We start from the raw sequence: 14,308 nt of genomic DNA, 5'->3' as shown, positions 1-14,308 counted from the left end.
TATAATATGCAAGATTAGAGAGGAAAAAACATAAGATTCTCATTTTCTTTTAATAAATTTGTTGTATAATTTAAATATAAAGATAGAATAAGTATTTATTGAAAGGATGTATTTTTATGAAAAAAATATTTTTAATTTTATTGCTGTTATTTACCGTTATGTCGTGTGAATTAAAAAAGGCACAAGAGGCGTATGATAATAAGGAGTATATAAGAAGTATATATCTTACTTTGAGTTATTTTGAGAAACATCCAAACAAAGTTGAAAAAATTAAACCAGATATTAAAAACGAAATCATGGAAAAGTTTTCTAATATTGTAAATTATTATAAAACAGAAGCTGGAAGCAGTAATTTAGAAGAAAGACAAGATGGTTATGAAGGGCTTTATAAAATTTATGCACTATTCGATGTTTACTCTCAATCTTCAAATTTTACTGATTTTTTATCAAAATATGATGGCGATGAGCTTTTAAGTGAAATTTATAAAATTATAGATGAACGTATAAAAACAAGAGAATTGGAAAGTAAATATTCTAGAGACATTATTTCAATACTTGATGAATATTACAGAAATATGATTGGTTATACTAAAGAATTAAGTGGAATAAAAAAAATAGATGAAAATAAAATTTTAAAATATGAATCAATATCAAGAAAAATGTCTCAAGCTGAAGCTGATAAACTTATAGAGTATGCTAATATAAAAGAAAAAGCTGAAGAGTACCGTGAAGCACAAAAATTAAACGAAGCAGCACAAAAAGCTTATGGACAGTATCAGAAAAATTATAAAAATATGTATATAAAAATTGGAGAACTCAAAAAAAAAGCTGATTATCAAGAAGCAGACAAGCTTTACCAAAGTGCTATACAAACTTCCGGTGCTGTAAGTAAACATGGATATAGGGAATCAATAGAAAAATTAAAAAAAGTACAAGAAATTATCCCTAATTTTAAAAATTCAAAAGAGAAAATTGCAGAGTATTCTAAAAAAGCCTATGTAAAATATAACATTTCTGGTTGTGATAATAGCCATGTTCCTGCATATATAAATAGTCATTTATCCAAAGTTGGAGTTTATACAAAATATTCAAGTGAGGCTGATGTCCAAATAAATTGTAAAGTTACAGATAATTATCAAGTTTCTACGTATCCTAGCCAAATAAAAAATTTATCTCAAGTAAAAGAGGTTAAAAATAACGATGGACAAACGGTAAAAAAAGAATTTATATTTCAGGAAAGTAAAACTAAATCAGTTGAAAAACTAGATTTCAGTTATGAAATAGAACTTTCTGGATATGTGAAAAAAAAATATTCAGGCAATGCGTATAAACAACACGAAATAAACTCGTTACAGTATTTAGGAAATGTTCCGTCTGAGTATTCAGGCAAAGATAAAATTGAAAAACTTTGGGGAGAAAGTGAAATGAGAAGAAAAGTTTATGATAGTGCATCTTTTTTTAAAGATCTTAAAGATATAGTTAAGGAGTTAGAAAAATTATAATTATTTATAACATAGATTGTATAATATATTGCGGCAAATTAAAAAAATATAAAAACTCTTTGAAGAATAAAAATTGTTGATAAGTAAGATTTTTTCACTTTTATTTCTTATAGTATTGACTTTTTACAAAAATATGGTATAATATTTACTGTAAAATATATAAAGTAATAAAAATACAAAAATAATTTAGGAGGAATTTGTATGAAAAAGATTTTATTGGGATTATTTTTAGGATTAACAGCATTATCATTCTCAGCGCCTAGCTTTGTGAATACAAGGGAAATAGAAAGAAAAAATTATAATATCGTTCTTGATGAAGAAGCGGCACTTGTTTATTTTGGAATACTTGGGAAAAATAGAGAAGTAATAGTGACATATTTTTATAACGGTATTAGCGCAAAAACTGTTTCTAGGCTTCTTGAAAGAGAAATTATAGATAAATTAGGAGTAAAATTGCAAGGTAATTTTGAAAACAGTAGATATTATATCAGCAAGTATTATGATTCAAGTGAAAGAAAATACATTTATCATATAGTAGGAAAAAAATCTAAAACAAATGACTGCTATATTTCAATTGCTTACCTTACTCCTGAGAATCTTAATGACAAACAGATGGTAAGAGATGCAAATACACTTTTAAATGAAGCAGAAAGTAATTTGAGAAGATAAAAATAATTATAAAATAAAAAGGAGTTCTGTAAGAATAAATTTATAAATTTGGCTATTTCCGTTTGGAAGTAGCTTTTTGCATTTCAATATTTTTGAGTCATGGATGAAAATAGCTATAGTTTTTTTGTTTATTTTATAAATTAATAAAATATTTATGCACTTGTATTTTTTTTCTGAAAATGGTATCATACTGATAGAGCATGTGAGGAGGGAAATAAGAAATTGAAAAATGATACTGAAGGACATAAAAATGGAATAAAAAATGAAAATACAGTTTCAGATACTATAAAAAAAAATCTAAAATTGAATAAAAAAAAGAAAATAAAAAGTGAAAAGGAAGAAACGCTGAAGGATATGTTAAAAGAAGTGGATAATGAAACAAAAAGAGAAGAAATTATCCACATGCTGCTGGAACAGAAAGTGTCTAAAGTTATAAAGGAAGAAGAAGATGAAAAAAGCAAGTTTTCATATAAAGCTTTAAACTTTGCAGGAAGTGCCAGATTTGCTGCTTCAATATTAATATTTATTTTGGTATGGATTGTAGTGGATATATTTTTTATATTAAAAGGGCAGTTTAATCCGTATTCATTTATAATAATGAATGTTGTTCTGTCTTTTATCATGGTAATTTTTTGTTCACTTATAATTTTTAATCAGAACAAAAAAAAGAAAATTGATGAAAAAAAATCTGAAAATGATTACAAGGTTAATTTAAAAAATGAGATTATAATAGAGGATATGCATTATAAACTGGATGACCTGATTGAAAAGCAGGATGAAATAGCAAAACGTGTTCAAGAGCTTGAAAAAAAGAAAAAGATTCCGCCGGTAAAAGAAAAAAAGGAATATAAATTTATTGATATTTTTGAAAAAAATAAAAAAGAAACATAGGTAGTCAATTTATTATTTTTTTAGAAAGAAAAGAGGAAAATGAATATTTTTGATTTAGAAGGTTTGTCAGAAAAAGAGGAAGTCGTTAAGATTTTAGCTGAGAGTAAAAATGTAAAAATTGAAAAAATTATTTCAACTGGACAGACTACAGATTGGCAGGAATCTGAACAGAATGAATTTGTAATTTTAGTTCAAGGTGAAGCTGAAATAGAATATTTTAAAGATAAAAATTTTGAAAAAAATGAAAATATAATAAAAAACCAAAGGAATACTAATAATAAGAAACTACAATTGGCAAAAGGGGATACAGTATTAATCAATAGAGGTGAGAGACATAGGGTAAGCTATACAAGTAAAAATCCTTGCTGTATATGGATTTGTATTTTTTTTAATTAAAAATTTAAAATAAAAAAGAAGGTGAGTGTAATGTTGTTATTTCTAATATTTGCATTGGTTGTCGTTATTGCGACAGGGATACCATTTGTGAAAAAAGGGATTGAAAATAGAAATTTGATGAAGGAATATATCGAACAGGGCCTTGGAAAACATGAGGCGATTGGGAAAGTAAAAGATGCTAAAACGACAAATGATAAAGTAATTGAAGGATTGTTTTACTTATCTTTTATAGCTTTGCTTGGTGGCGGATTTTACAATTTTTATTTATATGAAAATGAAAATTCTGATAATATGCGGGTTCAGCAGCAATCTGAAAGAACAATGGCACAGATTACAACTGATCAAGATCAGAACCAGCAGAATCAAAATCAGCAGAAACAAGGAACTCCAGTCATTCAGAATAATATAATTTCAAATCCGAATGATGCGCAAGTACAGGAAAACGTAAGAAAAGAGCAGGCAAGAATTGATAAGATGTTTTCAGATAGCCAAAAAGACACAGAGGGGCTATTAGAAATGCTGAAAAAAAGTTTAGAAAAGCAGGACACTGATTCTGGAATAAAAAATGGCGAAAAAGCCTTGGAAAATGTAAAGAAATCTAACGCTCTGTTTAAAAAGGCAAAATGTAATCCAACAGGGGATGCCACTTTTGACAAGGAATGTCCGAAAATGCTTGAAAAAGGGAAAGAACTGTATTCTTCAAAACAAATTGACGTTGAGAAGATGCTGGATGTCCTAAAAGGCATTGAAAAGGGCATAAATGATGTAAAAAATAGTGAAATTGCACAGCAGGCTGTACAAGAAGGGAATAAATTATGGGACAGCCTTATGAAGAAGTTAGATGAAGTTCAGAAAAAATAGAAATACTAGAAATGTTATAAAAATATAAAATTAAATTTATAAAAATTTTAGCTTTATAATAATTGGATATGTATTTTAGCCATTGAGAATTGTTTCCTATGAATCAAGGGAACAATCTCTTTGGCTTTTTTTGTCAGAATATCAGTTTTGGTAACTCCAAATTTTCTTAAAACACAGGGAATCCTTGTCCAGTATATTTTTCTTCAATGAACTTCTTAACTTTTTCAGAAGTCATAGCTTTTGTCAAATCTTGTATTTTTTTACTATTTTTGTTATCTTCTCTTGCCACAAGGCTTACAGCGTATTTACCATTTGTATTTTTTTCGATGAATAAAGCATCTTTTACATGAACTCCAATTTTTAGCATATGTGATGGCCAGTTAAATGCCAAGTCAGTTTCTTGGTATGCCTGCACTAGTGATGGAATAGGAACTGCCATAAATTTGAAATTTTTCTTTGTATTAATAACATCGTTCAAATTATAAAGTCCATCTTTTGGTTTCAATTCAATTAAACCTTCATTTGCAAGTATTCTCAAGGCTCTATCCTGATTTGTCACATCGTTTGGAATAGCAACTTTTGCCCCATTTGGAATTTCTGCCTTATTTTTGTATTTTTTTGAATAAAAACCTACATAAACATCATAAATTCCTTTAACTTTTACAAGTTTTCCGTTATTTTTCTTATTAAAAACTTGCATAAATGGCTCGTGCTGATGAAAGTTTGCATCAAAGTCTTTAGCATTTAAACCAACATTTGCAGTAACATAATCTGTTAACACAGTAATTTTTACATCATAACCTTCTTTTTTTAAATCCTCAGCCGCTATTTTCACAATTTCATCCATTGGATAACCTGCCGCAGCTATTCTAATAACGTTATCCTTTTTTAAATTTATTCCAACAAATGCTAAAATTAGCACACATATTACAGCTAATGAAATTAATAATTTTTTTGACATTAGTAAATTCTCCTTTTCTTATCTAAATTTTTTGATATTCTGTTTCCAATAATCTGTATTGAAAATACAATGACTATCATTATTGTTACGACCCTATATACAAGGGCATAGTTGTATTCGTTGTATCCATATCGCATTGCATAGTCGCCAATTCCGCCTCCACCAACAACTCCCATTACAGTAGAGTATGAGATAAAGCTTATAATTGCCGAAGTTAAGCCAAGCACAAGGCTGCTTCTCGCTTCAACAAGCAAAAAATGCCACACAATCTGAAATATACTTGCCTTCATTGACAAAGCCGCATCAATTATCCCGCTATTCACATCATAAAAGGACTGTTCTGTAAATCTTGCATACAGAGCCACAGCTACAAAGCAAATTGGAAAACTTGCAGGAAACAGTCCAAAAGCAGTACCAAAAATTAACCGTGTGAGAGGTATCAATATAACTACGAATATTAAAAATGGAAAACTTCTGACTGCATTTATGTAAATATTGCACGGAATATTTATAAACTTATTTTCCCTGATGCCCCCTTTATCAGTCAAAAATACAACGGCTCCTAAAGGAATTCCCAAAAATACTGCACATATCGTAGGAATAAGAACCATTATAAAAGTGTCCTTTATTGCAATTAATAATTCAGTATCTGTCATTTCAGAACCTCCCTCACATAATCGGCATAACTTTTGTTTGATTTTTCATAATCCTTCTGATTAACATTGAAAATATCTGTAATTTTACCTTTTTCAATAATAGCCACCCTGCTACATAGCCTTTTAACGACTTCGAGTTCGTGAGTAACCACTAGAATAGTTGTTCCATATTTTTTATTTATTTCCTCAAATAAATCAAGAATTTCATCTTTTACAGATTTATCCAAAGAAGCTGTAACTTCATCGCAAAGCAGTAATTGCGGATTTATCACTAACGCACGAGCAATAGCAACTCTCTGCCTTTCGCCGCCGCTAAGGGAAGCAATAAACGATTTTTTCTTATCAGACAGCCCCACAAATTTCAAAACTTCCTCAACTTTTTCAGCTGAAAATTTTTTCTTTAAAATCAACGGAAGAGCAACATTATCAAAGACATTTTTGTTATACAAAAGATTAAATTCCTGAAAAATATAAGCAATTTCAGTATTCTTTGCAATATTAATTTCTCCTTTATCAGCCTTCAAAATTCCTTGAATAATTCTCAAAATCGTTGATTTTCCACTTCCTGACTGCCCAATTAATCCAAAAATTTCCCCTTTGTTAATCTTCAAATTTATTTTCAAATCAAAATTAGCATAATTTTTTTCAATATCTCTAAGTTCTACCATCTCACCTCCAATTATGTTTGTATTTAATTTTAAAATGTAATAACTTCAAAATTATATCATATTTTTTAAAATAAGGGAATATTGTTTGGAAAAAAAGTGAACTTGTAAATTTTAAGCATAATTGTTACTTTATTATAAAAATTTATTGTTTTGATTCGCAGAACCGTATTATCAAGTTAAATTTAGCAAAATAAAAATAAAAACTGAATTGCATTCAAATTTAGAATATTGTATAATAAAAGAAAGAAGGAATGCGTTTTAATATTTATTTAAAGGAAATGGTGTTTTATGATTAAGAAAATTTTATTAATGGTTATTCTTACTATGGCAATTGCAGGTTGTACTGCAGAGGATATAGCAATCTGGAAAGAAGTAAGTAGAGAACGTAGAAATCTACGTATAGGAGAATGTCTTGATAATGGAGATGGGACTGCCAGTTGCAAGAATGAGTATGGAAATGTGATTATAGTACCTATACGTCGATAATATTGTGAATATATACAGTTATTGAGAAATATAATGAAGGACAGGAATTTTCTCGTTCAGAATAATGCTTTCCTGTCTTTTTTTATTTTAATGATTGTATTTATATTCCGAATCTCATTTCTTCATTTACTTTTATTGGAGAGTAAGTTGCATATTTGATGCAATTTTTAAATATAAAAGAATAAAAAAGCTATAAATTGGTGCTGATGTTTTTAGATTGTTTGTTAATAAAATTTAAATATTCAAATATAAACTTTTAAAAATTTTGTATCATCAGTAAAACAAAAAAATAAAGCTGTTATACAAACTATCATTTTTTCGGAATCCTTCTAAAATATAATAAATGACTGGATTTTAATATATAAAATATATAATTAATAAACCCCTTTATTCATCAACTTAAAAAACTATTTAATCAAAAATTAAATATAATCTTATTGAAAAAATTTTAAAAATAAGATACACTACATATATGTTAAAAAATTCAAGCAAAACACAATATATTGTGTTTTTTATATAATATAGAAGGAGATAGAAAAAATGAAAAAAATAGTGAAATTTGAGAAAAATGATTGTAATCCGTGTGCAATGGTGTCGGATTTGTTAGATAAAAAAGGTATAGAATACGAAAGAATAAATCCATTTGATAATCCAGAAATTGCTGTAAAATACAGAGTAAGAAGTGTTCCAACAGTAATTTTGTTTGAAGAAAACGAAGAAATAAAAAGAACAATTGGATTTAAGCCAGAAGAAATCAATGAAATCATCTCAATGATGTAATAAACAATTTAAAATACAATTTAAAATAATAAATTAATACTACTCAAAACGATTTTTATTAAAATATCTAGTTTTGAGTATATTTTATACCTAAAATTTGGAAATATACTTGAACCCATTTTAAATTAAACTACTAAAAATTATACAAATTTAGGTTTGAGTAAAATAGCTATAGCTTTTGAGTTAGGTTTTAAAGAAGTTTTGCTACATATTTAAATTTACTTGAAAGTTATAAAAATTGAATAAATTAGGATAATTAGGGATTTTTGATTTTAAAAAGTATGTGTAAAACAAAATTTAGTAATAAAAAGGCAGAATAAATATTAAAAAGCAAGGTGAAATCGATGTATATATATTACGATTCAAAAACAGGAAATGTTGAACGATTCATAAAAAAAATGCAAGTACAACGTCCAGACTGGCATTTTATAAAGATAAATCCAACTATGGTAATCGAAAATGAAGGACATTTTCTGACATTCACAACAAAAATTGGAGAAATTCCAGCAACAACAAATGAATTTCTACAAAATGAAAACAACAGTAAACTATTAAAATCAGTAAGTTCTAGCGGAAACAGAAACTGGGGACAATTTTTCGCACTAGCAGCTGATAAAATTCAGGAAAAATACGGAATTCCAGTATTAATGAAATTTGAGCTGTCAGGAACAAGTACAGAAGTGGAAAATTATATAGATTATTTGGAAAAGAGGAATGATACAAAGTGAAATCTAAAAAAAAAATTTTGATAGTTGTGGGGGCAGGAGGTTCAGTTGAAGTTGGTTATCCTTTAATGAACGGTTTAAATGAAGTGATAGAATTTCAATTAAAAAATTCTAACAAAAATCTGTTTGACTTATATTTAGTAATTAAGAATATTTTAAATAATAAAAGTGATAAAAAAATAAAAAGATTAGATAAAGTAATAAAAGAACTTAAAGAAAAAAGCAAGAAAAATTTAGAAAAAGAATTAGAAAAATTAAAAAATCCCATTTTACTTGAAGAAATAAAAGACAATAAAAAATTTTACAATAGAATTGAAAAACTAAAATATAGAAACAATATATATTTAATTGACAAATTAAAGGAATTAAAAAATTTGATATTGAGAAATGATGATTTAGTAAAAGAATTAGAAAAAATCCAGAGAGTTTTAACCAATGAAGATTTTTCATTTGAACAAAGTATCTCTTTTTTAAGAAATTATTTATTTCAAAAACAAGAACATAAATTAGGTTTATATATAGAAGAAATAAAGAATTTTACTAATTTTGAGGAAATAGCATTTGTATGTTTAAAATTAAGTTCATATTTACGAAATAATAATGATACACCCTTAATGGATGAAATTTTTAGTATTAAAAATAGTGATAAATTAAGGGGATATAGTAGTGACGATTTTCAAGAACTATATAAAAAAATTGCTGAGATAGTAACTAGAAGGTTATCTTCAATTATTGCAACTGATGTATTAAATGTCGAACAAGAAGAAAAACAAAGAAAAACAAACAGACAAAATATAGAAAAATTTTATAAAAGTTTATGTGAAAATTTTGAAATAGGTATAATAACTACAAATTATGATCCTCTATTAAATGAGATATTTTCAGATTTTTTCGTTGGATTTAATAAAGAAGATGGTGAATTTTTAAAAAAGGAAATTTTATTTAGAAAAAAGTGGGAATTTTTATATCACGTACACGGTTCTATTCATAATAGAATAATTAATGATAAAATTATTTGGGATAAATCTATTCCAAATGATTTGTCTAAGCCAATAAATGAAAATGTATCATATTTAAAAGAAAAAAGAGATGCTGGGGAATACGTTATACGGCAATCAATAGTTATTGGTTATGATAAACAACAACAAATTATGTACGATCCTTTTAAAACATTTTTTAGTAAATTAGTTTCAATAGTATCAGAAGCAGAAGGTGTAATATTTATAGGGTGTGGTTTTAATGATATACATTTAAATGCTACTTTTGAAGATTTTAGAGATAAAGAAAAGAAAAAAGTTATCGTAATAGATTGGTTTGAAAATTGGAAAGATGAAAATGGAACAATTCAAACAGATAAATTAGAACATGATTTAGAGAGATATAAAAAATTTCATAGTTGTTTTGGATTAAAATATATGAGTACAAAATCACAAGAAGGAGAAGTTGAATATCACACAAAAAATGAAAATCCTGACAATATTAACTACGAAACAATTATTTATAAATTAGGATTAGTTGCTGCAACTAAACACATTGATGAAATAATAGAATTTTTAAATGATAAAAATTAATTAAATAGAGGAGAATTATAAATGGTAGATAAAAGAGCAAAAAAATGGATATACCTAAATAACGAGATAATGGTAAAACAAGGGGAGGATTTTCAGCTGGAGAAAGATAAGGAGGCTGTTTATTCGTATTTTGTAGATTATGTGAACAAAAATACGGTGTTTTTTCACAATCTTGAGGAAAAGATGAGATATTTGATAAAAAATGATTATTATATTGATTTTTATGAGATGTATAGCCATGATGAGATAAAGGAAGTATTTAAGCTGGTTTACGATAAGAAGTTTAGATTTGCTTCGTTTATGAGTGCATCTAAGTTTTATCAAAGTTATGCTTTGATGGATGATACTGGAGAGAAATTTTTGGAAAGATATGAAGATAGGATTGCGACAGTTTCGCTTTATTTGGCACAGGGAAATGTTGAAAAGGCAAAAGAGTATGCTTTGATGTTGATAAATCAAGAATATCAGCCTGCTACGCCAACTTTTTTAAATTCTGGTAAAAAACGTTCTGGAGAGCTTGTTTCTTGTTTTCTTGATGAAATGGGAGATAATTTGAGCGGGATTGGATATGTTTTTGATTCTTCAATGAAACTTTCTTCGATTGGTGGAGGAGTTTCGATTAACCTTTCTAAAGTAAGGGCAAGAGGAGAGTCAATAAAAGGAGTTGAAGGCAGAGCTTCTGGGGTTTTACCAATTATGAAGATTTTGGAGGATATTTTTTCGTATGCAAATCAGCTGGGGCAAAGAGCTGGAGCTGGAGCTGTTTATTTGAATGTCTTCCATTCTGATATTAATGAATTTTTGGATAGTAAAAAAATAAATGTAGATGAAAAAATTAGGATAAAATCATTGTCAATCGGAGTTATCGTTCCAGACAAGTTTATGCAGTTGGCAATGGAAGATGAAGTTTGCTACACATTCAATCCACACACAGTATTCCTAGAATATGGACAATATCTGGATGAGATGGATATGAATGAAATGTATGAAAAACTGGTTGATAATCCAAATGTTAAAAAGAAAAAAATAAATGCAAGGGAACTTCTTGTAAAAATTTCTCAAACGCAAAAGGAAAGCGGGTACCCTTATTTATTCTTTAAAGATAATGCAAATAAGGAACACGCATTAAAAGAAATCGGAACAGTTAAGTTCTCAAATTTGTGTACTGAAATTATGCAATTATCAGAAGTTTCAGATATTAATGCATATTATGAGGAAGACACGATAAGACGTGGAATTTCATGTAATTTAGGTTCATTAAATATTGCAACTGTAATGGAAAATAAGAGAGTAAAAGAAGCCACAAAAGCGGCGATTGATTCACTTACAATGGTATCAGACTTAACAAACATTGATATTGTTCCGTCAATAAAAAAAGCAAACGACGAACTGCACTCAGTAGGGCTGGGAGCAATGAACCTGCATGGATACCTGGCTAAAAACTTTATTATGTATGAAAGCAAGGAAGCGCTTGACTTCTGTAATGTATTCTTTATGATGGTAAATTTCTATTCATTGGAACGTTCGATGGAAATTGCAAAGGAAAAAGGCGAAACTTTCAAGGATTTTGAAAAATCTGAATACGCCAACGGAAACTATTTTGACAAATATATTACAAAAGAATACATGCCTCAAACAGAAAAAATAAAACAGCTATTTGAAGGAATCTACATCCCAACAAAAGAAGACTGGGCAAACCTAAAAGAGAAAGTAATGAAACACGGAGTCTACAACGCCTACCGAATGGCAATCGCACCAAACCAGTCAACATCCTACATAATGAACTCCACAGCCTCAGTAATGCCAGTAGTTGACACAATCGAAGTGAGAGAATACGGAGACAGCACAACTTTCTACCCAATGCCGTACCTGACAAACGACAACTACTTCTTCTATAAGTCAGCATACGATATGGATCAAAAAAATATCTTGAAACTGATTTCTGTAATTCAAAGACACGTAGATCAAGGTATTTCGACTATTTTGTATACAAAGAGTACGGACAGCACTAGAGATTTGGCTAGACTTTATATTTATGCACATAGGCTGGGATTGAAGTCGCTTTATTATACAAGAACAAGAAAGGCTACGATTGAGGAGTGTATTTCATGTTCGGTGTAAATAAATCAAAAATCTTTCATATTGAGACTTTAATAGAAGAAAAATTGAAACACAATTCTAATTATTTCTTTAAACAAAAATTTCCTAGAATATTTATTATAATTATTTTAATAGTTCCAATTATTTTAACAGGAATAATATATTTCTTATTCAATAATATAGATTATTTTGAATGGGAGTTATTTCCTATGCTAAAAAAAATATTAAAATTAATGAATTATTTATTTAATAATACAGATTTTTCTAAATTAGAGTTATTTCTTACACCAAAGATAAAAAACTATTTATTTAATAATATAGATTTTTTTAAAACATGGATTAGTATTGTATTAGTTACAACCAATTTATCATTACTTTGGGTATACTGGTATTACTCTAAATATTTAAAGTCAAAATTAAAACTTGGAAAAAATGATATTGTAGATTTTTTTGATGATAGAGTTCAAATTAATAACAGAATTAACAATTTATATAAAGAGCATATTGATAAAAATTTTATAATAGAATCGAAAAATATAGATAATTTATTAAAAGAATTAGAAGATAAGAGAAAATCAATTGATAAAAAGATTAATATTAATATATCTTTGATTACATCGGTATTATCTATTTTAGTCAGTCAATATATTAAAACAAATGAAAAATCTGAATGGATTGATTTAATACCTTTTATAATATTAATTTATTTTTTAGGATATTTTATTTTGAAAATATTAATTTGGTTAAAAGAACATTTTTTAAAAGATTTTATTCGTGTACAATTTGAAGAATTAATTGAAATTGAAAATTATTTAATGGTTGAAAAAAAAATTTCTGAATTGATGATAGATAATTTAATGAAAATTTCCGCTACAAATTATACATATGATAGTATTTCACAATATTTATTTAATGAAGAGAAACAAAAAATATCAAATTTATTAAGCATAAATCAAAATGAATTAAATGAAAACACTAGTGGTATAGTTTTTAATTTAGAATTTGATTACTTTAATTTACATGAAGATAAAAATGATAATGATGAATCTTTTTTAGTTTTTCCTGCAAAATTAAAATTAAAAAAAATTTTTGAAAATAATATCAATATTAAACTTGGAGATGTATATTCATTTGATTTTTTTTCTATTCTAAAAAAAGAAGAAAATAAATGGATTTTTATAAATGAAGAAGAGTTTATTACAAAATATAAATTAAAATATTTAGTAGAAAATAAAAAGAAGAATCCTAAAATATGTTTTTTTTTAATTATATTATTTGCTTCAATAATATCATTAGTTGTAATATGGATTAATAAAGATGGAATAAGACAGAATGATGTATTAGACAAAGGTTTAAAAAAATATACTTTAAATAATTCAACTGATAAAGAAATGAAAATAAAATTAGATACAACAGCAGATTACAATTACATATTAGAATCATATTCTTCAAAAAAAATAACATTAAAAGCAGGTGAACATAGCATAGAAAAAAATGATGGTACTAAATGTCAATTTACTATTAATTCTGATTCAGAAATTGGAATAATTGATTTAAAAAGTTGTGGTGTTGTTAATCAGCAAAGTCAATTTAAATCTTTCCCTAAAGAGTATGATTATATTTTAACTAATCTATCAGACAGAGAAATAAGTATAGATTTATACTCGGATAAGGAGGAGTTCTATAAATTAGAACCAAATACTTTAAGAAAAGTAACTCTTAAAGAAGGAAGATATAATTTAACTAAAAATTGTAAATTAAATGTTGAATTTAATTCAAAAGGTGGAATAGTTACTTTTATTGATAGTGATAAATGTAAAAAATCTTATTATTAAAAAAATTAAAGAATGTAGGTGTTATTTATAGAAAGCGAATATAAAAAATACAAGAAACGATTTGCAAGTATAAAAAACAACATATTGGAAAATAGTGGTTGGGCTTAATCAGGTGATGATTTGAAATTAAGTTATTAAAAGAGTTGCCAAATTTACTTGGCAAAATGAAAGTTTTTTACATTTGACAAATATCAAAATATAGAGTAT

The 14,308-nt window shown here is 26.9% G+C and carries 14 protein-coding genes; 11 read left to right on the top strand and 3 right to left on the bottom strand.

Annotation, left to right across the window (positions count from 1 at the left end; all coding sequences use genetic code 11):
- Positions 1–116: 116 nt before the first annotated feature.
- From FVE77_RS06920 to FVE77_RS06900, 5 genes are all read left to right on the top strand, one after another.
- The gene (locus tag FVE77_RS06920) at positions 117–1,502 is read left to right on the top strand and encodes a hypothetical protein (RefSeq protein ID WP_006804255.1); all 1,386 of its coding nucleotides are present in this window, start codon (positions 117–119) and stop codon (positions 1,500–1,502) included.
- A 201-nt stretch (positions 1,503–1,703) separates the two neighbouring features.
- Positions 1,704–2,171 (top strand): hypothetical protein, encoded by a 468-nt coding sequence (locus FVE77_RS06915; protein WP_026746207.1) that lies wholly within the window; start codon positions 1,704–1,706, stop codon positions 2,169–2,171.
- 222 nt (positions 2,172–2,393) lie between these two features.
- Complete coding sequence (locus FVE77_RS06910) at positions 2,394–3,062, top strand: DUF1003 domain-containing protein (RefSeq protein WP_081690313.1); 669 nt, start codon at positions 2,394–2,396, stop codon at positions 3,060–3,062.
- Positions 3,063–3,101: 39 nt separating this feature from the next.
- Entirely contained in the window at positions 3,102–3,458 is a 357-nt protein-coding gene (locus tag FVE77_RS06905) for a cupin domain-containing protein (protein ID WP_026746209.1), read from the top strand.
- A gap of 30 nt (positions 3,459–3,488) precedes the next feature.
- The gene (locus FVE77_RS06900) at positions 3,489–4,319 is read left to right on the top strand and encodes a hypothetical protein (protein WP_172966414.1); all 831 of its coding nucleotides are present in this window, start codon (positions 3,489–3,491) and stop codon (positions 4,317–4,319) included.
- A gap of 166 nt (positions 4,320–4,485) precedes the next feature.
- Here the strand turns inward: FVE77_RS06900 and FVE77_RS06895 are convergent, their stop codons facing one another.
- The 3 genes from FVE77_RS06895 to FVE77_RS06885 are packed head-to-tail and all read right to left on the bottom strand — an operon-like array spanning position 4,486 to position 6,604.
- A complete protein-coding gene (locus FVE77_RS06895; protein WP_026746211.1) occupies positions 4,486–5,280 on the bottom strand; it encodes a MetQ/NlpA family ABC transporter substrate-binding protein in 795 nt (264 codons plus the stop codon).
- The gene (locus FVE77_RS06890; protein ID WP_026746212.1) at positions 5,280–5,936 is read right to left on the bottom strand and encodes a methionine ABC transporter permease; all 657 of its coding nucleotides are present in this window, start codon (positions 5,934–5,936) and stop codon (positions 5,280–5,282) included. Before FVE77_RS06890 ends, FVE77_RS06895 begins: the two co-directional genes overlap by 1 nt.
- Positions 5,933–6,604 carry an ATP-binding cassette domain-containing protein gene (locus tag FVE77_RS06885; RefSeq protein ID WP_026746213.1) on the bottom strand — a complete coding sequence of 224 codons (672 nt, stop codon included), beginning with the start codon at positions 6,602–6,604 and terminating at the stop codon, positions 5,933–5,935. The genes FVE77_RS06890 and FVE77_RS06885 overlap by 4 nt, the downstream gene beginning before the upstream one ends.
- Positions 6,605–6,892: 288 nt before the next feature.
- On the opposite strand from FVE77_RS06885, the gene FVE77_RS06880 reads away from it, so the two are divergent.
- The 6 genes from FVE77_RS06880 (at position 6,893) to FVE77_RS06855 (ending at position 14,101) form a co-directional block, all read left to right on the top strand.
- Positions 6,893–7,090 carry a hypothetical protein gene (locus FVE77_RS06880; protein WP_026746214.1) on the top strand — a complete coding sequence of 66 codons (198 nt, stop codon included), beginning with the start codon at positions 6,893–6,895 and terminating at the stop codon, positions 7,088–7,090.
- A gap of 540 nt (positions 7,091–7,630) precedes the next feature.
- Positions 7,631–7,870, top strand: a complete 240-nt coding sequence (locus FVE77_RS06875) for a thioredoxin domain-containing protein (protein WP_006804246.1) — start codon at positions 7,631–7,633, stop codon at positions 7,868–7,870.
- 344 nt (positions 7,871–8,214) lie between these two features.
- Positions 8,215–8,598 carry a class Ib ribonucleoside-diphosphate reductase assembly flavoprotein NrdI gene (gene nrdI, locus FVE77_RS06870; RefSeq protein ID WP_026746215.1) on the top strand — a complete coding sequence of 128 codons (384 nt, stop codon included), beginning with the start codon at positions 8,215–8,217 and terminating at the stop codon, positions 8,596–8,598.
- A complete protein-coding gene (locus FVE77_RS06865) occupies positions 8,595–10,166 on the top strand; it encodes an SIR2 family protein (protein WP_026746216.1) in 1,572 nt (523 codons plus the stop codon). Before nrdI ends, FVE77_RS06865 begins: the two co-directional genes overlap by 4 nt.
- 21 nt (positions 10,167–10,187) lie before the next feature.
- A complete protein-coding gene (gene nrdE / locus FVE77_RS06860; protein ID WP_026746217.1) occupies positions 10,188–12,287 on the top strand; it encodes a class 1b ribonucleoside-diphosphate reductase subunit alpha in 2,100 nt (699 codons plus the stop codon).
- Complete coding sequence (locus FVE77_RS06855; RefSeq protein ID WP_026746218.1) at positions 12,275–14,101, top strand: hypothetical protein; 1,827 nt, start codon at positions 12,275–12,277, stop codon at positions 14,099–14,101. Before nrdE ends, FVE77_RS06855 begins: the two co-directional genes overlap by 13 nt.
- Positions 14,102–14,308 lie beyond the last annotated feature (207 nt).

The sequence above is a fragment of the Leptotrichia hofstadii genome (assembly GCF_007990525.1).
GTDB classification, from domain to species: domain Bacteria; phylum Fusobacteriota; class Fusobacteriia; order Fusobacteriales; family Leptotrichiaceae; genus Leptotrichia; species Leptotrichia hofstadii.
The sequence above is the reverse complement of the archived record's forward strand: the minus strand, read 5'-3'. Positions and strand labels throughout refer to the sequence as shown.